Origin of the sequence: Erythrobacter sp. BLCC-B19 (assembly GCF_028621955.1) — a bacterium.
Lineage (GTDB): Bacteria > Pseudomonadota > Alphaproteobacteria > Sphingomonadales > Sphingomonadaceae > Erythrobacter.
This window is the reverse complement of sequence record NZ_CP117516.1, coordinates 2,206,624-2,230,657: the sequence shown is the minus strand read 5'-3', so window position 1 is coordinate 2,230,657 and position 24,034 is coordinate 2,206,624. Positions and strand designations below refer to the sequence as shown.

Genomic DNA, 24,034 nt, shown 5'->3' with positions numbered 1-24,034 from the left:
CCGGAGCGTCGGGCCTCAGCCTTGGCTATGCGCCTTGTCGGTAAAGTGTGACACCAGCCGGCCCAACCCGACCGAATTGGATCCCTTGACCAGCACCGCATCCCCTTGCGTCAGGCCGAATTGCCCGAGCGCCGCAATCGCCTCGGCTGGCCCTTCGCAATGGGCGAAGCCGGGTGCCTTGCCAAGCGAGGCGCTGCCGACTTTCCCCAGTTCCTCGGCCAGCGCGCCCATCTCGGGGCCGACGAGGATGACATGGGTAACGCCCGCCTCGATGATCGGCTCGGCCAGCTGGCGGTGGAAGGCATCGCTGAAATCGCCGAGCTCCTTCATCGCACCCAGCACAGCCAGCCGCCGGGTGGCGGGCGTGGCGGCCAGCGCCTTGAGGGTCGCGCGCATCGAGGCGGGATTGGCGTTGTAGCTTTCGTCGATCAGCAGCGCGGTGCCGCCGGGGACAGAGAGGGTATGGCGCGCGCCGCGGCCCTTCAGCCCACCCATCTCGGCCAGCGCCAGCCCCGCGCTGGCGAGGTCGCCGCCCGCCGCGCGCACAGCCGCCATCACGCCCAATGAGTTGACGATCCAGTGCTCGCCCGGTTCGGCGATGGTGTAACAGATGCGCCGGTCGCCGAGATCGGCGGTGACGAGCGAGCCGCCGCCCGGTGCCGGAATGGCATCGAGCAGCCGCACGTCGGCACCCTTGGCGCGCCCGAAGGTGACGATCTTGGCGCCGCAGGCGCGGGCGTGGCCGATCATGCGGTCGGCCCACTCGCTATCCGCCGGAATGATCGCCACCCCGCCGGGCACGAGGCCGGTGAAGATCTGCGCCTTCTCGTCGGCGATCGCCTCAAGGCTGCCGAGGTTCTCGATATGGGCAGGGGCGATGGTGGTAATCAGGGCGACGTGCGGGCGGGCATGGGCGGCCAGCGGCGCGATTTCGCCGGAATGGTTCATCCCCATCTCGAACACGCCGAACTTTGCGCGGGCGGGCAGGCGGGCGAGGCTCAGGGGCACGCCGACATGGTTGTTGTAGCTGCGCACCGAACGATGCGCTGCGCCCCGGCTGGCGCGGTCGAGGCAAGCGAAGATCGCCTCCTTCATCCCTGTCTTGCCGACCGATCCGGTGATCGCGATCCGCACAGCCTCGACCGCGCGGTCGCGGGCAGCGTGGGCGAGATCGTGAAGCGCCTGCGTCGTGTCGCTGACCAGCACATGGGGATATTCCACGGGGCGATCGACGATTGCGGCAACAGCCCCCTTGGCAAAGGCGGCGTCGATAAAGCGGTGGCCGTCCATCGCCTCGCCCTTGAGGGCGACGAAAACATCCCCCGGCTTCACATCGCGCGAGTCCATTTCGACGCCGCTCGCCTGAAAGTCGTGGCTGGCCGCGCCTCGGCACGCCGCCGCGATTTCAGCCGCGCTCCACAGCGCCAAGGGCAGCGCATCGCGCGTCATAACCGGCCAATGGTGCAACAAGGGATGCGCAACAGGTGCGTTCATCACAGCTGCCCTCCGGCACATTCGCGCGCAACCTCGACATCGTCGAAAGCTTCGATCCGCATGGTGTCTCCAGACCCGAATATCTGACCTTGCTCGTGGCCTTTGCCCGCGATCAGCACAATATCGCGCGGCCCGGCTTCCCCAATTGCGGCAGCGATGGCCGCGCGGCGGCCTGCGATGTCGCGGGTGTTGGGGCCAGCGCCTGCCATGATGGCTGCGCGGATGGCCGCGGGGTCTTCGGAGCGCGGATTGTCGTCGGTGACGATGGCGATGTCGGCGGCGCGCGCGGCGACTTCGCCCATCTGCGGGCGCTTGCCCGCATCGCGGTCGCCGCCTGCGCCGAACACGACGATCAGCTTGCCGCCGGCCGCAACGTGCGGGCGCAAGGCGGCGATGGCCGCTTCAAGCGCATCGGGGGTGTGGGCATAGTCGACATAGGCGGGTGCGCCCGCGGCATTGAGCGCCGCGCGCTCCAGCCGCCCGCGCACGGGCTGCAGACGGGTCAGCGCGTCAAACACGCCTGATGCCGGAACCCCCGTCCCCAGCGCCAGCCCCGCCGCAACCAGCGCATTGGCCGCCTGATAGGCGCCGATCAGCGGCAGGTTGATCTTCCGCACCGTGCCTTCATGCTCGATGTGAAGAAGCTGGCCCAACTGGCCGGGTTCACGCGCGATCAGCCTGAGGAAGCTGCCCCCCTCGCCCACGGTCAGCACAGAGAGCCCGCGCGCCGATGCCGCGGCAATCGCTTTGGCCGTCCACTCGGACCCATCGCCCGCATCATGGATCACCGCCAGACTGCCGGGCGCGACAACCTCGGTGAACAGCCGCATCTTGGCCGCGAAATAGACCTCCATCGTGCCGTGGTAGTCGAGATGGTCGCGGCTGAAATTGGTGAAGGCGCTGGCCGAAACCACCGGCCCCTCGCCCCGATACTGGTCGAGGCCGTGGCTGGAAGCTTCGTAGGCAACATGGGTCACGCCTTCACGCGCGAGGCCGGCCATGTTGGCGAGGAAGGTGACGATGTCGGGCGTGGTCAGCCCGGTCGAGACGCTCCCGTCAGGCGTTGTCACGCCCAGCGTGCCGATGCTCGCTGCGCGCTCGCCCGCCATGCGCCAGATCTGGCGCGTCATCTCGACAGTCGAAGTCTTGCCGTTGGTCCCCGTCACCGCTGCGATGGTGGCCGGGTAGGGAGAAAAAAAGCCCGCGGCGAGGCGCGCAAAGGCGCGTCGGGGGGTGACGTCGATAATGTGCAGCGCACCCTCGACGCGGGCTTGAGGGCGGGCGACGACGGCAACCGCGCCCGCTTCGATGGCGGGGCGGATGAAGTCCTCGCCATTGACTGTTGCGCCTTCAAAGGCGCCGAAGATGGTTCCGGGGGCGACCTTGCGATGGTCGATGGCAAAGCCGGTCACGGTCACGTCCGCCGCACCCGCGCTGTCCAGCCCCGCCTGGGCAAGCAGATCAGCCAGTTTCATTCCGCGTCGCCCACGAGATATTTGAGATCCGAGATGTCGACATCGCGCGTCTCGTCCGGCTGCACGCCGAGGATCGGGCCGATGCGCGGCACCAGCTTGCCGACGATCGGGGCCGATGTGAAGGCAGCGGTGCGCTGGAAGCTGCTGGCGATGGTGCCCTTGGGCTCGTCGACCACCACCACCACCACATAGCGCGGCGCATCCATCGGGAAGGCGGCAGCAAAGGAGGACACCAGCGAGGTCTTGTTATACCCGCCGCGCCCGGCCTTTTCGGCCGAACCGGTCTTGCCACCGACACGGTAGCCCGGGGAATCCGCGCTCCTGCCGGTGCCGTAGAGCGAAATCATCCGCAAGAGCTGGCGCATCCGCGAGGAGGTCGATTCCTTGAACACCCGCCGCCCGCGCGGCACATCGGCAGGGGCCAGCTTCATCAGGGTCGAAGGCCGCCAGATGCCGCCATTGACCATCGCCGCATAGGCGCTGGCAAGGTGCAGCGGGGTCACGGCAAGGCCGTGGCCGAAACCGACAGTCATGTTGGTGACACGGCTCCAGTTGCCCTTGGGCCAGAGCGGCTTGGAACGCGCGGGCAGTTCGATGAAGGGGGGGCTGTCCATGCCCAGATCCATCATCGCCCGGCGCATCTTGTCCGCACCCAGCTCGTCCGCCACGCGCGCGGTCACGGTGTTGGACGAATGCACCAACGCCTGCGGCACGTTGAGGCTGGCGCCCATATCGTGCGAATCCTTGATCGTGCGGCGGCCAACCGGCACCGGCGCAGCATTCCACTGCCGTCCCAGATCGCGCACGACGCCCGCATCAATCGCAGCGGCCACCGTCAGCGGCTTGAAGGTCGATCCGAGTTCATAGACCCCATTGGTCACGCGGTTGGTGACATTGACGCTCCCGCTGGCAGGAACGGCGTTGGGGTCGAAATCGGGGAGCGAGGCGAGCGCCATGATCTCGCCGGTGTCGACATCGAGGACGATGCCGGCCGCGCCGATCGCATTGGTCGCCAGCATCCCGCGCCGCAATTCGTCCTCGAGCGCGCCCTGCACCCGGACATCGATCGACAGCGCCACCGGTTCGCCGCGCTTGACGGGGTGGGTCAGGCGCTCTTCCAGCACCCGCTCCATGCCGATCTGCCCGCCGGTGCGCTCCTTGGTTTCCGCGACATAGCCCAGCACGTGCGCGGCCAGCGAGCCTTGCGGATAGTAGCGATCGGTCTCGCGCGGGATTTCGAGCGCGATTTCGCCCAGCGCAAAGACCTTGTTGGCTTCTTCGGGCAGGATCCGGCGGCGCAGGTAGCCTGCCTTGCCCGAAGCGAGGCGGCGCGCCATGCGGGCCTCGTCGATATCGGGGAAGATCGCCTTCAGCTCCTTGGCGATCGTTTCGGGATCACGCACCAGCGGCGCGCCGCTGTCGCCCATCGCCGCCGGGTTGAAGCGCAGCGCATAGGCGGGAAAGGCACGCGCCAGCGGCGCGCCGTTGCGGTCGGTAATCTCGCCGCGCGGCGGCAGCAGCGCGTCTTCGAGGCTCGCGTGTTCGGGTGCCTGCCCGTCAAGCCCGAGCGAAGCGATCCGCAGCAAGGCAACCGAGGCAACCGCGGCAAAGCCGCCCAGCAGCCACAGGGCTCTGAGCTTGGCGGTGTTGAGCGCCTGCGCGCGCAGGCTGACACCGGGCAGGCGTCCGGCGGGAATGACGGGGGTAGCAGCGTGTGCGGCGCGCGGCGCCGCCAGCGCGATCATTCCGCAGTTCCCTTCACCGGCAGCGTCTTGGGGGTCTCCGCCCGCGCCGGGCGGATCGGCGAGGCTTCGATCAGAAAGTCGCCGAAGGCCTCGGCAAAGACTTCGCCCGAAGCCTTCTCAGGCTCGGCGCGGGCCATCGCGACCTTGGCACCCGACACCGGCGAGCGCATCGGCGCGTCTTCGGCCGCGGCGGCCGCGTCGCTGGCATCGGCGCGGGCGAGGCGGATCGGCGCAGGCGCATCCGGGCCAAGCTGTTCGCCGAGGCTAGCAAGCTGGCGCTCGCCATCGAGGAACTGCCCGGCGCGCGGGGCCGCATAGCCGAACTCGACCGCGTTCCATTCGGCCAGCTGGCGCTGGTTGGCGCGGGTCTGGAATTCGGTTTCGAGCAGCATCGTCTCGCGCTCGAGCGCGATAAGGGTGCGTTCGGCGAGCAAGACCTCGCTCTTGACCGCGTGCACCTTGAAGCTGAGCACCACCAACATCGCAAGGCACACCGCCAGAACGGCGGCCCAACCCAGCGAACGGGCCTGAGAGCGGTTCATCATGCGGCTATGCTCCTCGCTGGCGCGCCGGTGCGGATCGCGTGGCGCAGGGTGGATGAACGGGCGCGCGGGTTGCGGGCGATTTCGGCCTCTGAGGGACGAATAGCCTTGGAAACCTGCGCGAAGGTGGGCGGCGGCCCCGGGATTTCCCCGGGCAGATGGCGCGAGACCGCACGGCCTGCGCCGCTTGCCGCCTTGAAGAACTGCTTGCAGATGCGGTCTTCGAGGCTGTGGAAGCTGACCACGGCGAGCACGCCGCCCTCGCCCAGCAGCGCCTCGGCGGCAGCGAGCCCGGCTTCGAGCTCGCCCAGCTCGTCGTTCACGTGGATGCGCACCGCCTGGAAGGTGCGGGTCGCGGGGTCCTTCTTGTCGTGAGGCTTGTGGCCGAGCGCGCGGCGCACCACGCGGGCGAGCTCGCCCGTGGTGGTCAGCGGGCGCGCTGCGACGATCGCGCGGGCGACGCGGCGCGACTGGCGCTCCTCGCCATAGGTGTAGAGCACGTTGGCGATGGCTTCCTCGTCGGCGGTGTTGAGGAAATCGGCGGCGCTCTCGCCAGCCTGGCTCATGCGCATATCGAGCGGGCCGTCATGCATGAAGGCAAAGCCACGCTCGCCCTGATCGAGCTGCATCGAGGAGACGCCGATGTCCATGACGACAGCATCGACGCTGTGCACGCCGATGGCGGCAAGCTCTGCCCGCATCGCGGAAAAACGCGCCGGGTGCAGCACCAACCGGCCCTCGAAGCGGGCGACGAGCGCCTGCCCGGCGGCAATCGCGTCGGGATCGCGGTCGAAGGCATGGACCTGCGCGCCCGCTTCGAGCAGCGCGGTGGTATAGCCGCCCGCACCGAAGGTCGCGTCGACGATGGTCATGCCGGGGCGCGGGGCAATCGCGGCGATCACCTCGTCGAGCAGCACGGGGATGTGGGGTGCGATCTGGCTCATTCCGCCGTGCCCCCCTTCTTCGCTGCCGCCATCAGCTTGGCACAGGCGGCCTGCGCGCTCTTCCATTCGGGGCCCATCGCCTTGAGCTGATCGGGTGCCCAGACGAAGAAGAACCGGCCCGAGCCCTGGAAGTAGAGCCCATCCTCGACCTTGCCGAGATCGCGCAGGTAGTCGGGCATGACGAAGCGGCCGGAATCGTCGAAGGGCAGCTGCTCGAAGCCGAACAGCTGGGCGGCGCGCACATCGCGGTCGAAATCGGCGTTCTTGAGGGTCACGGCGTCGGCGGCTTCCTGATCGAGCTGCGCGTGCAGTTCCTCGATGCGCGAAAGGCCGAAGCCGACGAGGCAATCGAGCTTGGCGTGGGCGGCGAGGCACAGGGTGCGGCTCCCGCCCGAGCTTTCCTTCACCGCCTTGCGGAAGGCCGGAGGCAGGACAAAGCGGCCCTTGTCGCCAGCAGGCGAGAAGGCTTGGCCGTTATATCCCACAAAAGCAGACACGTGCCTGCGATCCCCTTCAACCCCCGCGACCGGCCCCTTTCGGGCTGACCGCGCATTGCCGCGCTCGAAACTCCCCCGGACACGCCCTCTGCGGCCCGGCAAGCGCGCAAGCGCCGCCGGTGCGCCGACCCCCACAGATCGGACGCAAGACATACAGGCATGTCTGATGGTCCCCGGTCATATCGGGGAAGCGGCGGGGATGGAAGGGATTTTCTAGGGATTCTTAGGGAAAAGGTGGGAAAATATTGATTTTCCTACAAATGACTCTCGTCACCAGCGCCCCACTCACCGTGACATTCATCGCCTAAACTCCGATTTTCGCGGAACAAACCGGGTATGTCCCGTGGTTTCCCCGGATCGGCGCGAATCCGAGTCCCGCGCGTCCCGCAATTTCCCGTGCCCTGATCGCCGCTCCGCCCGCATCATCCCAGCACCGCCTTCATCAGCGCCGCGAGCGCCGCCCCGCCCTCGCCCGCCAGTTCCGCGTGCTCGAAGATGGCCGCATCCGCGATCACGGTCACCTGCCCTGCCCCGACCTTGCAGCGCGCCGCCGCGCCTGCGGCCAGCAGCGTGCATTGCGCAGCGCCAGGATCGGTCACGGCAATCTGGCCCGCCAGCACGAGCGGAACCGTCGCCGTGCCGATGGACTGGGCCTTCGGCTCGGGCGCCTGCGCCTCATCAAAGGCAATCGCCAGTCCCCAGCGCGCCGCGACCGGCGGGATCAACGCGCTTTGCGCAGGGCGGCGCGGATCGCCGAGCGGCAGATCATATTCGCCGGTCAGCTGCGGATCGAGCACCAGCAGCAGCCGCCCCCCGGCGCGCACCCAATCATCGAGCGCGACATTGTCGGATGGCGAAAGCCCGCGTGGCTGGATCACCGCCAGCCGATCAAGGCCCACCAGCGGGTCGATCTCAGGCGCATCGGGCGCAAGGCCGGGCATGGGCGACAGCGTGTCGAGCGGGGTCAGGCGGAAGGCCTGCTCAAGCACGCCGCGCTGCCACGGCACAGGCGCGCTACCCGCAGCAATCGCGGCGATATCGGCACCCAGCGGCCAGTAGAGCGGAAGGCTGGTCATCACGCCCAGCGCCGGACGCGATGCCGCCGGTTCGGGCGTTGGCGGCGCGGCGGGAGAGGACGAAGCCCCGCAAGCGCTGAGGGCAAGACACAGCGCCCCGCACAGCAGCGCGCGTGCGGCGCGGCGGTTATTGCGCAGGCGCGGCATTGCCCGGCGCATCCGGCACGACCGGCGCTGCCGAAGGCGCCGCGCTCGGCTCGGCGGCAATATCGGGCACCACGCCCGCATCAGCGAGCGGATTGGCCTGCGCGGCGGCGGCACTCGGCTCGGTGGTGGGGGCCGCCTCGGGCGCGGCGAGCTGATCGTTGCGCTCGGCCTGTCCTCCGATGATGCTGGCAAGCCCCACCAGCAGCACCATCGCGCCGATGCCGAACAAGCCGACCTGAAGCCGTTGCACCGCCTCGGCGCGGGCCTGACCGGCAGGCGGGGACGCCTCGGACTCGTCCGGCGAGGCACCGGTCAGCACGCCTGCGGCCCGGCCCGGCGCAAACAGGCTGCGCTGGTTCATCCGCCGCACCCGCTCGCGCCACGACAGCCGGCTCACGCGGCGGCTCCCTTCGCCAGCCAATCGAACGGCGGCAAGCCCTTGGATGCCAGCCATTCGGGGTTGTAGAGGGTCGACAGATAGCGGAAGCCTGTGTCGCACAGGATCGTCACGACCTGCGGACGCTCGCGCCCCTCGGCCACCAGTTCGCGGCCCAGCGCCACGGCGCCTGCGACATTGATGCCCGACGACAGGCCAAGGCACAGCCCCTCCTCGCGCAGCAGCCGTTCGACCCAGACGAGGCCTTCCTCGTCGCCGATGCGGTATTGCGTGTCGATCGGTGCGCCTTCGAGATTGGCGGTGATGCGCCCCTGCCCGATACCTTCCGCGACCGAGGAGCCTTCGGCGAGCAATTCGCCCTTGGCGTAGTAGTTATACAGCGCCGCGCCGTGCGGGTCGGTGAGCGCGATGCGGATATCGGGATTCTTTTCCTTGAGGCCCATCCCCACCCCGGCAATCGTCCCGCCCGTGCCTGCCGCGCAGGTGAAGCCGTCGACGCGGCCCGCAAGCTGCTCCCAGATTTCCGGAGCGGTGCCTTCGATATGCGCCTTGCGGTTGGCGACATTGTCGAACTGCCCGGCCCACACCGCGCCCGGCGTCTCCTCGGCCATCCGGCGCGAGACGTGCTGGAAGTGGCCGGGATCGGAATATTTGGTCGGCGGCACCAGCACCAGCTCGGCACCCAGCGCGCGCAGCGTGTCCATCTTCTCCTTGGACTGGTTGTCGGGCATGACGATGATCGTCTTGTAGCCCAGCGCATTGGCGACGAGTGCGATCCCGATTCCGGTATTGCCCGCCGTGCCCTCGATCACCGTGCCGCCGGGCTTGAGGTCGCCCCGGCTTTCGGCATCGCGGATCATCCACAGCGCCGCCCGGTCTTTCACCGAGGAGCCGGGGTTGGCGAATTCGCACTTGCCATAGATGTCGCAGCCCGCCGCCTCGGAGGGGCCAGTCAGGCGCACGAGCGGGGTATTGCCGATCAGGGCGAGCGTATCGCCAAAGGGTCGGGTGATGTTCATTGCGGTGAATTAGGCGTTCGCATCACAGGTCGCAACGCCCAAGTCCCTCAGGCCAGCGCCAGCACCGCTTCGACCACCGTTCCTTCGGCGATTTTCTCGGCCTTGCGCACCACGGCCTTCAGGGGCAGCAGCCAGCCGCCGACCTGTTTGGAGGGGAACAGCGACGTCCGCCATGTCGTGCCGCCAACGGTCGCCTCGACATAGACCGATCCCCAGGCCGCAGCATTCACGGCACCGGCACGGATCGCGCCGGCGGTTTCGCCATCGATGGTGAGAAAATACCACGAGCCCTTGGCAGGCGCGCCGTCGCTGCCCTGCCACAGCCACACAGGGCCGGTCACGGTCCACGGCCCGGCGGCATTGCCTTCGGGCGCAAGGCCCAGTTCGTCGCGCAGGAACCGGGCGAGGTCAGCGTCCACCGGCCTCGCCCCACCCGATCAATCTTCCGGCGCGATGGTGACGTGCAGGCCGTCCAGATCGGCGGAGAAGGGAATCTGGCACGACAGACGGCTGGTCGCGACGCGATGATCGCTCGATTCCAGCAGATCGTCCTCGTCCTCGCTCATCTTCGGCAGCTTGTCGGCGAAGGCGGGATCGACGTGCACATGGCAGGTCGCACAAGAGCAGCACCCGCCGCACAGCGCCAGCAGCTCGTCAAAGCCATTGTCGCGGATCGCTTCCATCACCGTCAGGCCGTCGGCGACCTCGATCTCGCTGGTGGCGCCTTCGCGGTTGGTGACGACCAGTCTGGGCATGGATCGGAATTCCTTTTCGGCTATTGGGCGCAAGACTATGCGCTGTGAGAGTGCGAAAGCGGCTGCTAAGGTAGTCTCGGCCTCAAGGCAAGATGAGGAAAGTGGCAGTGGGGCTGACAGCGGAAAAGTTGCGCACAGACCTTGATGCGCTGGCCGTGCGCGAGCCGCGGTTGGCGATCGAGCTGGCCCGCATCGGCTATCCCGAACCGCGCCTGCGCGACCGCGGCTTCGTGACGATGCTGCGCACGATTGTCGGCCAACAGGTTTCGGTCGCGGCGGCGGCCTCGATGTGGCGCAAGCTGGAGGCGGAACTGGGCGAAGGCTTCACGCCCGCCTGCCTCCTCGAACGCGACTTCGACACCTTGCGCGCCTGCGGATTGTCGCGCCAGAAGCAGTCCTATGCCCGTTCGCTGTGCGAGCTGGTCGCGGCGGGCGAGCTCGATTTCGGCAGCCTGCCTGCGGACGACGAGGAAGCCATCGCGCTGCTCACACGGATCAAGGGGATCGGGCGCTGGTCGGCGGAGATCTATCTGCTGTTCGCCGAGGGTCGCCCCGACATCTGGCCCGCAGGGGATCTCGCCGTGCAGGAGGCGGTCAAGCGCCTGCTCGGGCTCGCCGAGCGTCCGGCCGAAAAGGCCACCCGCGCACTGGCTGAACCGTGGTCGCCCCAGCGCGGGGCGATGGCAATCTTCACCTGGCACTACTACGCGGTTGGCAGCGAGCCGGTCTGAGCCGCCCGCAAGCTGACGACAACCGCTCCCTCGCGCGTTGCAATTCCATGACGCATCGCTAGGCGGGGCGCATCACCTGCCTTCGGGGATTCGCGCGCCATGAAGATCATGTCCGGCAATTCAAACCTGCCGCTTGCCCGGGCCATTGCGGCCTATCTCGAAATCCCCCTGACCGATGCGAGCGTGCGGCGCTTCTCGGACGAGGAAGTCTTCGTCGAAATTCACGAGAACGTGCGCGGGGAGGACGTGTTCGTTGTCCAGCCGACCAATTTCCCGGCGAACGACAACCTGATGGAACTGCTGATCTGCATCGACGCGCTGCGCCGCGCTTCGGCCAAGCGGATCACGGCGGTGGTGCCCTATTTCGGCTACGCCCGGCAGGATCGCAAGCCGGGGCCGCGCACGCCGATCAGCGCCAAGCTGGTGGCGAACCTGATTACCGAAGCGGGCGCTGACCGCGTGCTGGCGGTCGATCTCCACGCCGGGCAGATCCAGGGCTTCTTCGATATCCCGACCGACAACCTCTATGCCGCGCCGGTGATGGCTGCGGACATTCAGGCCCGCTACGGCGACCAGCAGCTGATGGTGGTCTCGCCCGACGTGGGCGGCGTGGTGCGCGCCCGCGCGCTGGCGAAGCGCCTCGACAACGCCCCGCTCGCGATCGTCGACAAGCGCCGCGATCGTCCGGGCGAATCGGAGGTGATGAACATCATCGGCGACGTTTCTGGCCGCCACTGCATCCTGATCGACGACATCGTCGATTCGGGCGGCACGCTGTGCAACGCGGCCGAAGCGCTGCTGGAAGGCGGGGCCAAGTCGGTCGCGGCCTACATCACCCACGGGGTGCTCTCGGGCGGCGCAGTGGCGCGGATCAACGGCTCGGCGCTGAAGGAGCTGGTGATCACCGATTCGATCCGGCCCACCGAAGCGACCGAACAGTCCGACCGAATCCGCGTGCTGCCGATTGCCCCGCTGGTGGGCGAGGCGATCCGCCGGATTGCGGACGAGAGCAGCGTCAGCTCTCTGTTCGACTAACCTCGTCATTGCGAGGAGCGTAGCGACGCGGCAATCCATGAACTTCCGTCTCGATTGATGCGAGGTTCGACCATGGATTGCTTCGCCTTCGGCTCGCAATGACGAAATCTGGAAGCATATTCGACCCGCTCGAAGTCCGCGCGCTTCTCATCGAAGCAGCCCGCCAGCGCCAGACCTTCACCTACGGCGCACTGCTGAACATCCTCGGCCACACCTTCACGCGTCCGCTGATGCGGCAATTGTGCAAGGTGCTCGACCGGATCGACGAGGACGGGCGCGCTTGCGGGGAACCCGGCCTTGCAGTGCTGGTGGTGCGCCAGTCGGACGGTCTGCCGGGGCAAGGCTGGTTTGTCAGCCGCACCGGCCTCTACCACGACCTGCCACGCGAATGGGAAGGCCCGGAGGCGCGCCGCTATACCGAGGCTCGACAGGCGGACGCCTTTGCCTATTGGCAGATGCATGACCCCGCCTGACGACCGCAACCGCCGCCTGCGCCCGCTGCACCTTGCCAGCGGGCTGGCGATCGCGCTCTTCGTGATTGCGCATATCGGCAACCATCTGGCCATGTTTGCCGGGCAAGCGGCACACATCGCCGCAATGGAGGCGCTGCGGCCGTTCTACCGCCATCCGCTCGCCGAGACCCTGCTGATGCTGGCGCTCGCCTTTCAGCTGGGGACCGGCCTCTCCATGATCTGGCGCACTCGCAGGCAGCAACGGCAAGGGCTCGCCCGCTGGCAGGCGATCTCGGGGGTGATCTTGGCGCTGTTCATCCTCAACCATGTCGGCGCGGTGTGGGCCGGGCGACTGCTGCAGGGGCTCGACACCAATTACCACTTTGCCGCCGCCGGTTTCCATGCGGGCTATGCCGGGTTCTTCGTGCCCTACTATTTCCTCGGGGTCACAGCGGCCTTCGTCCACCTTGCCTGCGCGCTGGGATGGCGGGCGAAGAACAGGGCCATACCGCTCGCGATCAGCGCTGCTGGCATGGCTCTTGCGGCAGGGTTCGTGGGCGTTATGGCATCTGACCCCGCGATCCCGCCGCGCTATCTGGAAAGCTTCCCATGACCGATAAAGACCTCGCCCTTGCCCTGCGCCTTGCCGATGCGGCGGGCGCTGCCATCCGCCCGCTGTTCCGGGGCCAGTGGAGCCAGGAGCGCAAGGCCGACCGCTCTTTCGTCACCGAAGCCGACCGCGCCGCCGAGGCCGCCATGCGCGCGCTGATCGAGGCCGAATTCTCTGCCGACGGGATCATCGGCGAGGAATATGGCACCCGCAACGAAGGCGCAGGCCGCCAGTGGGTGCTCGATCCGATCGACGGCACCACCAGCTTCATCGCCGGGCGTCCGATCTTCGGCACGCTGATCGCGCTCTTGCAGGATGGCTGGCCGGTGCTCGGCATCATCGATCAGCCGATCTCCGGCGAACGCTGGGTGGGCCGCATCGGCCAGCCGACCCTGTTCAACGGCAAGCCCGCCGCCACCAAGCCCTTGAAGGAACTCGGCGACGCGGTGCTCGCCACCACCAGCCCGCACCTCTTCACCAACGAGGAGGCCGATGCTTTCATGTCGGTCGCCAAGACCGTGGCCGAGAAGAAGATCGTGTTCGGCGGGGACTGCTACAATTACGGCCTTGTCGCGAGCGGGCACGTCGATGTGGTGATCGAGGCGGGATTGAAGCTCTATGATTACGCCGCGCTGGTGCCGGTGGTCGAAGGCGCGGGCGGGATGATGGCCGACTGGCAGGGCAACCCGCTCGATGCGGGCAGCGACGGCACGGTGATCGCGCTGGGCGATCCGGCGCGGCTTGAAGACGTGCTCGACGCGATGGGGTGACGGGTGAGGCCCGGCCTTTCCCGAGGATCTCCGCGCATCCCCTGCTGACAAGCGTGTCAGTTGCCTCTAGACAGGTTGCAAACAGCAATCGGAAGAGGGATCGGAATGGCACAGCGCAGCATCTTCATCACCGGCGGGGGCTCGGGCATCGGGCGGGCGAGCGCGATCCATTTCGCCGCGCGCGGGTGGTTCGTGGGCGTCGCCGACATCAACGAGGGCGGGATGGCCGAAACCCTCGCGCTCATCAGCGGGGATGCCAAGTGGGCAGGACGGCTTGATGTGCGCGACCGCAAGGGGTGGGACGAAAGCCTTGCCGCCTTCGCCGCAGCCGCGGGAGGGCGGATCGACGCGATGGTCAACAATGCCGGGATCGGCACCGGCGGATCGCTGTCCGAGCTTGACCCGGAAGAGATCGACCGCTGCCTCGACATCAATCTGAAGGGCGTGCTTTACGGCGCGCAGGCGGTCTATCCCTACCTCAAGGCCGCAGCGCCCGGATCGGCTCTCGTCAACATGGCGAGCGCGGCGGGGATTGCGGGATCGGGCGGGATGAGCGTCTATTGCGCCACCAAGTTCGGGGTGCGCGCCGTGACCGAAAGCCTCGATGCCGAATGGGCGCCCGACGGGATCACGGTCGCCTCGGTGTGCCCGAGCTTCATCGAAACCCCGCTGCTCGCGGGCACCGGCAACCGCAAGTCGAACGAGACGATCCGCCAACGCGTGACCGCCGCGGGGCTCGAGATCACCCCGGTCGAACACGTCGCACAGGCGGTGTGGGACGCGGTGCATGGCGACAAGCTCGACTATTTCGTCGGGGCGACGAGCAAGCGCATGGCCTTTGCCAAGCGCTGGATGCCCGGACGGGTGCGCAAGCAACTACGCAACAGCCTCAGACCGCTGGGGCAGTAGTTTGTCCGCACGCCCTCCGGCGTGCGGTCCTCGCTAGACGCGCAGCAAGCTGCGCCCGCTGCGGGCGCGCAGTCGCGCTTGCGGCCCTGCGGGCCGATATCAGCGCGCTGACGCTGGCGGAGCTTGGCGCAGACCCTTCATCACCGCGCGCCCCTTTGCGGAGAGGAACGGGCGCGCGGCCTCCCATGGCAGGGTCACCTCCTCGGTGCAGGCGAACAGCACGTGGGGAAACTCCGGTTCGAACACCGGGCCTTCGCGGGTCAGGCCGATGTCCCAGCCCATGCCGCTGCGCGCGGCCTCCATGCATTCGGGATCGCGCGCGCCTTCGGGCCAGCGCGTCATCACTGCCTGCGTCAACGCATCGGACAGGGCTTCGATCAGGCGCGGGTTGCCGGGTTCGGGCTCCCAATCGTAGAACTTGAGCGCGCCGGGCTTGAACCATGCGGAGGCATCGACCTCGGCCCCGCTATGCCGGTCATAGACGACAAGGTTGCCGAAATTGTTGGGATGCGCGCCGCCGCAATAGCTGCTGCCGCCATGCCGCACCGCGAGCCAGCGCGGGGTGATCAGCATCGGCAGGCGCGTCTCGTCGATATAGCCCGGCATCCCCGCATTGGCGAGGCTGGGGGTCGCGCACAGGCCCATGTCGTGATTGGCGGAGCCATCGGGCAGCGCGGCGGCCAACCGGGCGTTGATCGCCGCATCGCCTGCCTGTTCGGCGCGAAGCGCGAAGGTGACGATGTGGTAATCCTCCAGCCCCGCGCGCGCCGGGCCGTCATAGGCGATCCGGGTATAGACCATGCCCTCAAGGCTCTCGTCGCGGCGTGTGGTGGTGCCGCCTGCCAGCAGCGGCTCCACGAATTGCCGGGCTTCGCAGGCCGAGCCATAGTCGGGCAGGTCGGCAGGAACGGCGGTGAGGCGGATCGGCAGGACAGCGGTGCCCTTGCGCCATACGCCGGTCATCGTCTCGCCCGTGGCAGAGGCCATCATCCACTGCGCGCCGGTCGCGTCTTCGATTCCGCTCGCCTCGGTCAGAACCAGCGGCGTGGCCGCATCGCGCAGCTCCAGCCGCACCGGTTCGAGCGCGGCATCGCGGTAATAGACGCCCGGAGAGCTGCCCGAGGGATCGAAGCACGCCGTAATCGGCGCATCGCCCAGCGTGCCTTTGAAGATGCGGCCTTGCTGCGTCACACCCTCCTGCGCCGCCCCAGTCACCGCCAGCGCGGCAAGGACGGCCCCGAGGGTTCTGGCAGAGCGCATCACAGCAGCGTGTCGATCGCCTGCGCCATGACGACATCGCGCTGCGAAAGGCCGCCGCTTTGCCCGGCGTCATGGGTGGTCAGCGTGACCTCGACCTTGGCATAGACGTTGAACCATTCGGGGTGGTGATCCTGCGTTTCCGCCAGCAGCGCGACCCGGCTCATGAAGCCCCAGGCCTCAGAGAAATCCTTGAACTGAAAGGTTCGCGTGATCGCCTTGCCCTCGCGCGCGCTCGCCCAGTCGGGGTGGGCCTTGAGCAGTTCGGCGATTTCCTCAGGCGTCAGTTCGGGCACGGTCATGGGCAGGAATTCCTCGACAAAGCGTCGCTTGTTTGCGCGCGCCCTTTTCCCTAACGCTTGGGGCCAATGCAAGCGCCCCCGAACCCCGGCCCCCTCCTCGCTGCCGATAACCTCGCTTGCCGCCGGGGCGAACGGCTGCTGTTCCGGCGGCTGTCGTTCCGGCTCGAGAGCGGTGCGGCGTGCCATGTGACCGGGGCGAACGGGGCGGGAAAGACGACGCTGATCCGCGCGCTGGCGGGGCTGACGACGCCCTATGCCGGAAGCGTGACGCGCGAAGGCGCGCTGGCGCTGCTGGACGAGCGCACCGGCCTTGACCCCGACCTGCCGCTGGGCAGGGCGCTCGCCTTCTGGTTCGCCGCCGACGGGGTGAGCGAGACCGCCGCGATCATGGCCCGCCTCAGGCTGGACACGCTGGCCGAGGTGCCGGTGGGCTATCTTTCCACCGGCCAGAAGAAACGCGCCGCGCTCGCCCGGGTGCTGGGGCAGAATGCAAGCGTGTGGCTGCTCGACGAGCCGCTGAGCGGTCTGGATGCGACCTCCCAAGCCCTCGTCAGCGCATTGGTGCGCGAGCATTGCGAAGGCGGCGGGATTGCCCTGATCGCCTCGCACCAGCCCTTGGACGTGCCGGGTATGGCCAGCTTCGCGATCGAGGACTTCGCGCCTGCTGCGGAAGAGGAGGACGCATGATCCTCGCCCTGCTCCGCCGCGATCTCGCGCAGTTCTTCCCGTTCACGGGAAGCGGGGCGGCGCTTCCGGTGGTGTTCTTCGTCGCGGTCGCCATGCTGTTTCCCTTCGCGGTCGGGCCGGATGCCAATGTGCTCGCGAAAACCGGCGGCGGGGTGGTGTGGATCGCGGCGCTGCTGGCGGCGATCCTGCCTTTGGAAAAGCTGGTGGCGCGCGACATTGCGCTGGGGTTCTTCGATCAGCTGCGGCTGCGCGGGATCGCCGAGGAAGCGATGATGGCGGTGCGGCTGCTGGCCCACTGGCTGAGCTTCGGCCCGCCGCTCTTGCTGGCAACCTTCCCGGCGGCCGCGCTGCTGAAGATCGAAGGCGAGAGTTTCTCCATCCTGCTGCTGGGGCTGCTGGCGGGCACGCCGGGCCTTGCCGCCATCGGGTTGATGATCGCCGCGCTGACCGCGAGCTTGCGTGCGGGCGCGGCGCTTTCGGGCCTGCTGCTGATCCCGCTGGCCCTGCCCATCCTGATTTTCGGCGCAGGCGCGCTCGCGCGGCTGGATCCCGTGAGCCTCGGCTTCGTTGGAGCGATAAGCCTCGGGCTGGTCGCGATCGCGCCCTTCGCCGCCGGGGCCGCCATAAGGGCCGCACGGGAGAATTGAGCCTACCCTGCCGGGGCGAAAGCCTTCGCACGGAGCCGATTTTGGCCCAGCGCAAGGAGTGAGGAGTGAGCCATGCCTGAGCATAGTGAGCGACGAAGGACGCGGCGATGGGCCAAAAGCGGCCCGCCCCGCAGGGGTCGCGTCAGGAAAGCCGCTAGCTCCGTCGCGGCCCTTGCAGGGGCAACCAGCCCCTGCTGCGCGCTGCTCCTATCCAGCGGCTTTCCTGTCGCGATGCGAAGGTTTTCGCCCCGGCAGGGTAGGCTCTAGTGAGAGCGCCAGAGAGCCACACCCGCGGGCATCTGCTGATGGGAAGGATCGCGCTGGGGCTGCTGGGCTTCACGCTGTTCGCCTTCGCGCTGAAGGCGGTGGCGCATCCGCAGGTGCAGGCGCGCTACACCCCCATCGTGGTGTTCCACGCCGGGAGCATGATCGCCTGGCTGATGATGCTCGCCAGCCAGAGCTTCCTCGCCGCGAAATACCGCCTCGCGGCCCACCGCGCGAGCGGGCGCGCCTCGATTGCACTTGTAGGGGCGATGCTGGTGAGCGGCGGGGTGATCTCGTGGCGCATCGGGGAGGAGCTGGGCCGCCCCGAGGTAACGGTGGTGAACCTCGCCGCCTTCGCGACCTTTGTGCCGCTCTATTTCCTGGCGATCCACTACGCCCGCCGCCGCGACATCGCCGCCCACCGGCAGGCAATGCTGATCGCGACCCTCGCGCTGATGACCCCGGCCTATGCCCGCGTGGTGCAGGTCTTGGGCCTGCCCGATCCGGTCGCGATTGCAGTGCAGGTGCCGATCACGGTCGCGGTTTCGGCGGGATATGACTGGGTGCTGCACGGGCGGGTGACAAGGCCGGTGCTGGCGATGCTGGGGTTTTCGGTCGGGCTAGTCGTGGTGATGAGCGCTGCTTTAGCTGCTCTTTTCCTATGACTCTTTCGTCTCCCCGGCCTTGAGCCGGGGCCCCGCTTCTTCACTTCAGGATATCGTCGAACAGATCACGCCAATCGGGATTACTCTTCTCGATCAGCGCGAACTTCCACTCCCGCCGCCAGCGCTTGATGCGCTTCTCCTGATCCATTGCCTCCTGCATGGACGGCAGAAGCTCCGCCCAGACAAGCCGCGTCAGGCCATATTGGACGCAGAGTTTCGAGCCCTGCCCTTCGCGATGCTGGATGATACGGGCCGACAAATCGGCGGTCGATCCGGCATAGATTGTGCCGCGATAGCGGTCGGCCATGATGTAGACCCAGCCGCCCTTTTGTTCACGATCCATGCCCCGAGCAAAGAAGAGGCGGGGCCCCGGGTCAAGCCCGGGGAGACGTAATGGTCAAACTGTCCGGTTACACATATGGCGGGCAATCGCGCCCCGTCGGGCTCTTCGTGAAGATCTCGTTGCCCGTTTCGGTGATCGCAATCGAATGCTCGAACTGCGCGCTCAGAGACTTGTCGCGCGTCACCGCCGTCCAGCCGTCGCCCAGCACCTTGGCCCAGGGCTTGCCGAGGTTGATCATCGGCTCGATGGTGAAGAACATCCCGGGCTTCAATTCCGGCCCTGTCCCTGCACGGGCGGCGTGGACCACCTCGGGGGCGTCGTGGAACAGCTTGCCGAGGCCGTGGCCGCAGAACTCGCGCACCACGCCGTAGCGGAACTGGTTGGCGTGGGCTTCAATCGCCGCGCCGATATCGCCCAGCCGCGCGCCGGGCTGGGCTGCCGCGATGCCCAGCATCAGGCATTCATAGGTCACCTCGACCAGCTTGCGCGCCTTCAAGGAAGGCTCGCCCGCGTAGAACATCCGCGACGTATCGCCATGCCAGCCATCGACCAAGGGCGTGACGTCGATATTGAGGATATCGCCATCCTTCAGCACCTTGTCGCCCGGAATGCCGTGGCAGATCACATGGTTGATCGAGATGCAGCTTGAGTGCGCATAGCCGCGATAGCCGAGCGTTGCGGGGATCGCGCCGGCATCCAGCATCATCCCCCGGATCGCATCGTCAAGCGCGCCGGTCGTCACCCCCGGCTTGACCATATCGGCCAGCGCATCGAGGATTTCGGCCGCCAGCCGCCCGGCCTTGCGCATCCCTTCGAAGCCCTCGGCGGTGTGGAGCTTGATGGAGCCATCGCGGTAGACGGTCGTATCGCCGTCAACGAGTTGATAATCGTGCATGGCCGCTACATAGCGACGGCCGCGCCAAAAAGCTACTTTGCGAGTGCGAAAGCCGCCCGGTATTGCGGCTTCACCGCCGCCAGCACTGCGGGCGTGACCGGCAGCGTCACCTCATAGACCCCCTCGGCATAAGAGCCTGCCACGTACGGCGCGGCCAGGAGGTCGATCCGGTCGAAGCGCTGGCCATCGGAAGAAGCGGGGTAGATCTGCAAGTCGGCAATCGGCGGGCAGGGGAAGATGCCGTCCTCCTCGATGGTGGCGCTCACCTCCTCGCCCATGCGGGCGCGGCGTTCGGCCTTGAGCCCGGCGCACCAGCCTTCGCCCAGCGCGGCTTGCAGCGCGGCTTTGGAGCGGAACAGGCGGCGGGAATCGAACGCCTTCTTCGCCTTGCGATCCCACACCAGCGCCTCGAACCCGGTGTTGCCATGCGCCCCGCCGCTATAGATGTAGAGGCTGCCCGACAGCACCATGAAGCGCCGGGTATCGGCGGTCACCGACCACTCGCGGGCCATATCGCGGTTGCAGCCGAAACAGCCCTCGGCGTCGGCAAAGGACAGGCCTTCGACAAAGTCGGCCTTCTGATCGGCGAGCAGGTCGGCACGCTCGGCGGTGAAGCGGCGGACGAGCGCGGGGACGGCGGCTACCTCGGCGGGCCAGGTGTAACGGAACAGGCGGGCGACCTCGCTGCCGGAAACGGCGCGGGTTTCGCTGTCGGTGAACAGGACGGTGCCGGGGGGCAGGACTTCGGGTGCGGGCTCGGCGTCTTGCGCGGTGTCCTGAGCGGCGCCAGGCGCGGCGGCGGCGAGCAGCAGGCCGATCAGCACGGCTTTGCGCACGGTTTGTGCGATCATTGTCGCAGCTTTGTCGCGCCAATGCTGTTTCACGTGAAACATTCGCCCCGTCATCATCCCCTCCCGGTGCTGGCCGAATCTGCTGGTGACATCGGCGCAGGGGTGATTATGGAACGGGAATGAGCGAACCCAAAGCACTGATCCGGCCCGACCGCGGCGAGGATGCGATTGCCATTCACCTCATCAATAAGGACGGCTTCGAAGCCTTTGCGAAGGGGCTTTCCGCGAGCCAGCGCGCCAGTCTTGCCGCGCAGAAGTTCGAGGGTGGGGGCTATCAATACGCCATCGTGCCCGACGGGGATTCGTGGTTTGTTGTCAGCGGGGTCGCCAACCCGGACAGCCTCTCCAGCTGGTGTCTGGCCAAGCTCGCCGAGGAACTGCCGGAGGGGGTGTACCGGGTGGCGAATGTCGATCCCGGCCCGGCCATGTTCGGATGGGTGACCGGGCAATACCGCTTCACCCGCTACAAGAGCGAGGACAAGAGCCAGGGGCCGCGCGTGCTGCTCACCGGGCAGGTGGCGCTGATCGATGCGCAAGTTGCTGAGGCACAAGCCGAATGTTCCCTGCGCGACCTCGTCAATGCGCCACCTGAGGACATGGGGCCAGCCGCGCTGGAGGCCGAGTGCGAAAAGCTCGCCAAGGCGCACAAGGCTGACCTCACCGTGGTGCGCGGCGATGCCCTGGAACAGGACTATCCGATGGTGCACGCCGTCGGCCGGGCAGCGGTGCGGCATCATGCGCCGCGGCTGATGCACCTCACCTGGGGCGATCCGGCCCACCCGGTGCTGGCCGTGGTCGGCAAGGGGGTGTGCTTCGACAGCGGCGGGCTCGACATCAAGCCACCTGCCGGAATGCGGCTGATGAAGAAGGACATGGGCGGCGCGGCCCATGCGCTGGCGCTGGCGGGGCTGGTGATGGCTTCGCGGCTGAAGGTGCGGCTGCATCTGCTGATCCCGGCGGTGGAAAATGCCATTTCGGGCAATGCCTTCCGTCCCGGCGATGTGCTCAGGACGCGCAAGGGGCTGACGGTCGAGATCGACAACACCGATGCCGAAGGGCGCCTGATCCTCGGTGACGCGCTGACCCGCGCTTCGGAGGAAAACCCTGATCTGATCGTCGATTTCGCGACCCTGACCGGCGCGGCGCGGGTGGCGCTTGGCCCCGATCTGCCCGCCCTCTTTGCCCGCCGGGACGAGACCGCCGAGGCTTTCCTCGCAGCCGGCAAGGCCCACGATGATGCCGCATGGCGCTTGCCGCTGCACGAGGCCTATCGCGAATATCTCGCCTCGGACGTCGCCGACATGGCGAACTCGGCGAGCAATCCCTTTGCAGGGGCGAGCGTCGCGGGGCTATTCCTCGACCGGTTCGTGGGAGAGGGGATCGACTGGGTGCATTTCGACACCTTTGCCTGGTCACCCGCCCCCAAGCCGGGCCGCGCACGCGGCGGTCGGGGGTTGGGCCTGAGAGCCGCATGGCACGCGATCCGCGCCCGCTATGGCAGCTAAGCTTGCTCCAGAGGCGACTTGCGGCTAACGGGCCTGCCACGCTGCGCTCTGGGGAGAGGTCGCCGCGTCACCTGAGAAGGCCAACGGAACGCAGATGAGCGGCGCGACGCCCAACCCTACCGATTATGCCGTGCCTGAGGGCGTGCTGGGTCTGAAAGGCCCGGTGGAAAAGCCCGCGCCCGGCACGCTGCCCCTGCGCGGCGATCTGGCGCACATGGCGCTCGCCGGGAGCCATCTGGCGGCGCATTACGTGATCCCTCATGTCCATGCGGTCGGTGCCGAGGGCGCAGGGCTTCGCCTGAACCCACGCGCCGATGCCGATGTGTTCGCCCAGCTTGCCGCCGGGAGCCGGTTCGAGCTGCTCGATGTGGCGGGCGAATGGGTGTGGGGCTGTCCGGGGCCGCAAGGGCCGGCAGGCTGGTGCCGGGCGAGCGAACTCGCCCCTGCGGACGCCTGACGCGCGGTGGCGATCCGGCTCTTCATCGACGGCGCGGCAGGCACCACCGGCCTTGAAATCCGCGAGCGTTTGCAAGGGCGCAGCGAGTTCGATCTGATCGTCTTGGGCGACGCCCAGCGCAAGGACGAAGCCGCCCGCCGCGATGCGCTCCACGCCGCCGACATCGCGATCCTGTGCCTGCCGGACGAAGCCGCGAAAGAGGCGGTGAAGCTGGCGGAGGGCTCGGGGACGCGCATCATCGATGCCTCCAGCGCGCACCGCGTCGCCGAAGGATGGACCTATGGCTTCCCCGAGCTGGTCGGGCACGAGGCCATCGCCAATGCCCAATTTGTAAGCAATCCGGGCTGCTACCCGACAGGCTTTCTCGCGCTGGTCGCGCCGCTGGTGCAAGCAGGACTGCTGCCCGCCGACTGGCCCTTCACCGTCAACGCCGTGAGCGGCTATTCGGGCGGCGGCAATGCACTGATCGACCGCTTCGAGGCCGAACCCGACATCGCCTTCCGCGCCTATGGGCTAGCCATGGGGCACAAGCACCTGCCCGAGATGCAGGCCTATGCGGGCCTTGCCCACCAGCCGGTGTTTTCACCGAGTGTCATTCCGGCGCATCGCGGCATGGTGGTCGACGTGCCGCTGCCGCTGGGCGCGCTGCCCGGCCAGCCGCGCGGCGCGGCGCTCCACGCGGCGCTCGCCGCCCATTACGCGGACAGCGCCTTCGTCACGCTCGCCCCGCTCACACCAATCCCGAGCGAACTGCTTCTGCTTAAGTCCGCAGCGCCATGGGACGGGCTGTCACTGCACGTTTGCGAAAGTGCCGACGGCACACAGGCGCGCCTGATCGCCGTGCTCGACAATCTCGGCAAGGGCGCATCCGGGGCCGCGATCCAGAACCTCAACATCATGTGCGGCCTGCCCGAGACCACGGGTCTTCGCCTGTAACCGCATCAAGGTTTGCTTAAAATTTAGGCAGGGCGTGATCTTATGCTGTGCACCATTGCGCAGCGCACCATAATCTTGCTAACCGCCCCTCATCGGCGAAAGACATCCTCTTCCTTGAGTCTTCAAGCGGCAAGGATCGTTCACAGCCACACCTTTAGGCTTGGCGCACAGCTTGGCACGGTTCTTGTTAAGAATCTGTCAGCAACCAGCGAACAGGCGCGGATGGGGACGACGTGAAAAAGATCGAAGCGATCATCAAACCCTTCAAGCTCGACGAAGTGAAGGAGGCGCTGCACGAAATCGGCGTGTCCGGGATCACCGTCACCGAAGCCAAGGGTTTCGGCCGCCAGAAGGGCCATACCGAACTCTATCGCGGCGCCGAATATGTCGTCGACTTCCTGCCCAAGGTGAAGCTCGAAGTCGTGGTCGCCGACGATCAGGCCGAGCGTGTGGTCGAGGCCATCGCCTCTGCCGCTCAGACCGGCCGGATCGGTGACGGCAAGATCTTCGTCACCCCGATCGAAAGCGCGCTGCGCATCCGTACGGGCGAGACCAACGACGACGCGATCTGATTTTCCACCCTCTCCTGCCCGCCATGTGCGGCGGGCTACGCATAAACCGGAGGCA

At 67.5% G+C, this 24,034-nt stretch carries 29 protein-coding genes; 13 read left to right on the top strand and 16 right to left on the bottom strand.

Annotated elements, in window-relative coordinates:
* Positions 1 to 15: 15 nt before the first annotated feature.
* The 11 genes from PS060_RS10280 to PS060_RS10230 all read right to left on the bottom strand — a co-directional run bounded on the left by PS060_RS10280 (position 16) and on the right by PS060_RS10230 (position 10,091).
* On the bottom strand, positions 16 to 1,494 hold the full coding sequence (locus PS060_RS10280) for a UDP-N-acetylmuramoyl-tripeptide--D-alanyl-D-alanine ligase (RefSeq protein WP_273982957.1): 1,479 nt from the start codon (positions 1,492 to 1,494) through the stop codon (positions 16 to 18).
* Entirely contained in the window at positions 1,494 to 2,969 is a 1,476-nt protein-coding gene (locus tag PS060_RS10275; protein ID WP_273982955.1) for a UDP-N-acetylmuramoyl-L-alanyl-D-glutamate--2,6-diaminopimelate ligase, read from the bottom strand. The genes PS060_RS10280 and PS060_RS10275 overlap by 1 nt, the downstream gene beginning before the upstream one ends.
* Entirely contained in the window at positions 2,966 to 4,714 is a 1,749-nt protein-coding gene (locus PS060_RS10270) for a peptidoglycan D,D-transpeptidase FtsI family protein (RefSeq protein WP_273982954.1), read from the bottom strand. Before PS060_RS10270 ends, PS060_RS10275 begins: the two co-directional genes overlap by 4 nt.
* Entirely contained in the window at positions 4,711 to 5,259 is a 549-nt protein-coding gene (locus PS060_RS10265) for a hypothetical protein (protein WP_273982953.1), read from the bottom strand. Before PS060_RS10265 ends, PS060_RS10270 begins: the two co-directional genes overlap by 4 nt.
* Complete coding sequence (gene rsmH / locus PS060_RS10260; protein WP_273982952.1) at positions 5,256 to 6,200, bottom strand: 16S rRNA (cytosine(1402)-N(4))-methyltransferase RsmH; 945 nt, start codon at positions 6,198 to 6,200, stop codon at positions 5,256 to 5,258. The genes PS060_RS10265 and rsmH overlap by 4 nt, the downstream gene beginning before the upstream one ends.
* A complete protein-coding gene (locus PS060_RS10255; RefSeq protein ID WP_273982950.1) occupies positions 6,197 to 6,697 on the bottom strand; it encodes a division/cell wall cluster transcriptional repressor MraZ in 501 nt (166 codons plus the stop codon). Before PS060_RS10255 ends, rsmH begins: the two co-directional genes overlap by 4 nt.
* 422 nt (positions 6,698 to 7,119) lie before the next feature.
* Positions 7,120 to 7,920: a DUF4350 domain-containing protein gene (locus tag PS060_RS10250; protein ID WP_273982948.1), complete on the bottom strand. Its 801-nt coding sequence runs from the start codon at positions 7,918 to 7,920 to the stop codon at positions 7,120 to 7,122.
* Positions 7,901 to 8,317: a hypothetical protein gene (locus tag PS060_RS10245; RefSeq protein WP_273982946.1), complete on the bottom strand. Its 417-nt coding sequence runs from the start codon at positions 8,315 to 8,317 to the stop codon at positions 7,901 to 7,903. The genes PS060_RS10250 and PS060_RS10245 overlap by 20 nt, the downstream gene beginning before the upstream one ends.
* Positions 8,314 to 9,336: a cysteine synthase A gene (locus tag PS060_RS10240; protein ID WP_273982944.1), complete on the bottom strand. Its 1,023-nt coding sequence runs from the start codon at positions 9,334 to 9,336 to the stop codon at positions 8,314 to 8,316. Before PS060_RS10240 ends, PS060_RS10245 begins: the two co-directional genes overlap by 4 nt.
* A gap of 47 nt (positions 9,337 to 9,383) precedes the next feature.
* On the bottom strand, positions 9,384 to 9,755 hold the full coding sequence (locus PS060_RS10235) for a DUF1905 domain-containing protein (protein WP_273982942.1): 372 nt from the start codon (positions 9,753 to 9,755) through the stop codon (positions 9,384 to 9,386).
* Between the two features lie 18 nt (positions 9,756 to 9,773).
* Complete coding sequence (locus tag PS060_RS10230) at positions 9,774 to 10,091, bottom strand: 2Fe-2S iron-sulfur cluster-binding protein (protein WP_273982941.1); 318 nt, start codon at positions 10,089 to 10,091, stop codon at positions 9,774 to 9,776.
* Positions 10,092 to 10,198: 107 nt separating this feature from the next.
* On the opposite strand from PS060_RS10230, the gene PS060_RS10225 reads away from it, so the two are divergent.
* The 6 genes from PS060_RS10225 (at position 10,199) to PS060_RS10200 (ending at position 14,598) form a co-directional block, all read left to right on the top strand.
* Positions 10,199 to 10,822, top strand: coding sequence for a DNA-3-methyladenine glycosylase family protein (locus PS060_RS10225; protein WP_273986901.1), 624 nt, complete (start codon positions 10,199 to 10,201; stop codon positions 10,820 to 10,822).
* A 99-nt stretch (positions 10,823 to 10,921) separates the two neighbouring features.
* Positions 10,922 to 11,857 (top strand): ribose-phosphate pyrophosphokinase, encoded by a 936-nt coding sequence (locus tag PS060_RS10220; protein ID WP_273982940.1) that lies wholly within the window; start codon positions 10,922 to 10,924, stop codon positions 11,855 to 11,857.
* A 98-nt stretch (positions 11,858 to 11,955) separates the two neighbouring features.
* Entirely contained in the window at positions 11,956 to 12,330 is a 375-nt protein-coding gene (locus PS060_RS10215) for a ribose-phosphate pyrophosphokinase (RefSeq protein WP_273982937.1), read from the top strand.
* Entirely contained in the window at positions 12,317 to 12,922 is a 606-nt protein-coding gene (locus PS060_RS10210) for a hypothetical protein (protein WP_273982933.1), read from the top strand. Before PS060_RS10215 ends, PS060_RS10210 begins: the two co-directional genes overlap by 14 nt.
* Positions 12,919 to 13,689 (top strand): histidinol-phosphatase, encoded by a 771-nt coding sequence (gene hisN, locus PS060_RS10205; RefSeq protein WP_273982931.1) that lies wholly within the window; start codon positions 12,919 to 12,921, stop codon positions 13,687 to 13,689. The genes PS060_RS10210 and hisN overlap by 4 nt, the downstream gene beginning before the upstream one ends.
* Before the next feature lie 105 nt (positions 13,690 to 13,794).
* A complete protein-coding gene (locus tag PS060_RS10200; RefSeq protein ID WP_273982930.1) occupies positions 13,795 to 14,598 on the top strand; it encodes an SDR family oxidoreductase in 804 nt (267 codons plus the stop codon).
* 99 nt (positions 14,599 to 14,697) lie between these two features.
* Here the strand turns inward: PS060_RS10200 and PS060_RS10195 are convergent, their stop codons facing one another.
* Together PS060_RS10195 and PS060_RS10190 are read right to left on the bottom strand one after the other, a co-directional pair.
* The gene (locus tag PS060_RS10195; RefSeq protein ID WP_273982928.1) at positions 14,698 to 15,858 is read right to left on the bottom strand and encodes a hypothetical protein; all 1,161 of its coding nucleotides are present in this window, start codon (positions 15,856 to 15,858) and stop codon (positions 14,698 to 14,700) included.
* Positions 15,858 to 16,157 (bottom strand): 4a-hydroxytetrahydrobiopterin dehydratase, encoded by a 300-nt coding sequence (locus tag PS060_RS10190; RefSeq protein ID WP_273982927.1) that lies wholly within the window; start codon positions 16,155 to 16,157, stop codon positions 15,858 to 15,860. The genes PS060_RS10195 and PS060_RS10190 overlap by 1 nt, the downstream gene beginning before the upstream one ends.
* Positions 16,158 to 16,223: 66 nt before the next feature.
* Between PS060_RS10190 and ccmA the strand changes: the two genes are divergently transcribed.
* The 3 genes from ccmA (at position 16,224) to PS060_RS10175 (ending at position 18,420) form a co-directional block, all read left to right on the top strand.
* Positions 16,224 to 16,844 (top strand): heme ABC exporter ATP-binding protein CcmA, encoded by a 621-nt coding sequence (gene ccmA / locus PS060_RS10185; protein ID WP_273982924.1) that lies wholly within the window; start codon positions 16,224 to 16,226, stop codon positions 16,842 to 16,844.
* On the top strand, positions 16,841 to 17,491 hold the full coding sequence (locus tag PS060_RS10180; protein WP_273982923.1) for a heme exporter protein CcmB: 651 nt from the start codon (positions 16,841 to 16,843) through the stop codon (positions 17,489 to 17,491). The genes ccmA and PS060_RS10180 overlap by 4 nt, the downstream gene beginning before the upstream one ends.
* Before the next feature lie 266 nt (positions 17,492 to 17,757).
* Positions 17,758 to 18,420 (top strand): hypothetical protein, encoded by a 663-nt coding sequence (locus tag PS060_RS10175; RefSeq protein WP_273982921.1) that lies wholly within the window; start codon positions 17,758 to 17,760, stop codon positions 18,418 to 18,420.
* Positions 18,421 to 18,460: 40 nt separating this feature from the next.
* On the opposite strand, the gene PS060_RS10170 is transcribed toward PS060_RS10175, so the two are convergent.
* The 3 genes from PS060_RS10170 to PS060_RS10160 form a co-directional block, all read right to left on the bottom strand.
* On the bottom strand, positions 18,461 to 18,763 hold the full coding sequence (locus tag PS060_RS10170; protein ID WP_273982919.1) for a GIY-YIG nuclease family protein: 303 nt from the start codon (positions 18,761 to 18,763) through the stop codon (positions 18,461 to 18,463).
* A gap of 67 nt (positions 18,764 to 18,830) precedes the next feature.
* Positions 18,831 to 19,658, bottom strand: a complete 828-nt coding sequence (gene map / locus PS060_RS10165; protein ID WP_273982917.1) for a type I methionyl aminopeptidase — start codon at positions 19,656 to 19,658, stop codon at positions 18,831 to 18,833.
* Between the two features lie 32 nt (positions 19,659 to 19,690).
* A complete protein-coding gene (locus PS060_RS10160) occupies positions 19,691 to 20,509 on the bottom strand; it encodes a DUF4163 domain-containing protein (RefSeq protein WP_273982915.1) in 819 nt (272 codons plus the stop codon).
* A 119-nt stretch (positions 20,510 to 20,628) separates the two neighbouring features.
* Here PS060_RS10160 and PS060_RS10155 point away from each other — a divergent pair, with 119 nt between their 5' ends.
* From PS060_RS10155 to PS060_RS10140, 4 genes are all read left to right on the top strand, one after another.
* Positions 20,629 to 22,014, top strand: coding sequence for a leucyl aminopeptidase family protein (locus PS060_RS10155; protein WP_273982914.1), 1,386 nt, complete (start codon positions 20,629 to 20,631; stop codon positions 22,012 to 22,014).
* Positions 22,015 to 22,108: 94 nt separating this feature from the next.
* Positions 22,109 to 22,471, top strand: coding sequence for a hypothetical protein (locus tag PS060_RS10150; protein ID WP_273982913.1), 363 nt, complete (start codon positions 22,109 to 22,111; stop codon positions 22,469 to 22,471).
* Positions 22,472 to 22,477: 6 nt separating this feature from the next.
* Positions 22,478 to 23,407, top strand: a complete 930-nt coding sequence (argC, locus tag PS060_RS10145) for an N-acetyl-gamma-glutamyl-phosphate reductase (RefSeq protein ID WP_273982910.1) — start codon at positions 22,478 to 22,480, stop codon at positions 23,405 to 23,407.
* 233 nt (positions 23,408 to 23,640) lie between these two features.
* On the top strand, positions 23,641 to 23,979 hold the full coding sequence (locus PS060_RS10140) for a P-II family nitrogen regulator (protein ID WP_273982908.1): 339 nt from the start codon (positions 23,641 to 23,643) through the stop codon (positions 23,977 to 23,979).
* The last annotated feature ends 55 nt before the right edge of the window (positions 23,980 to 24,034 follow it).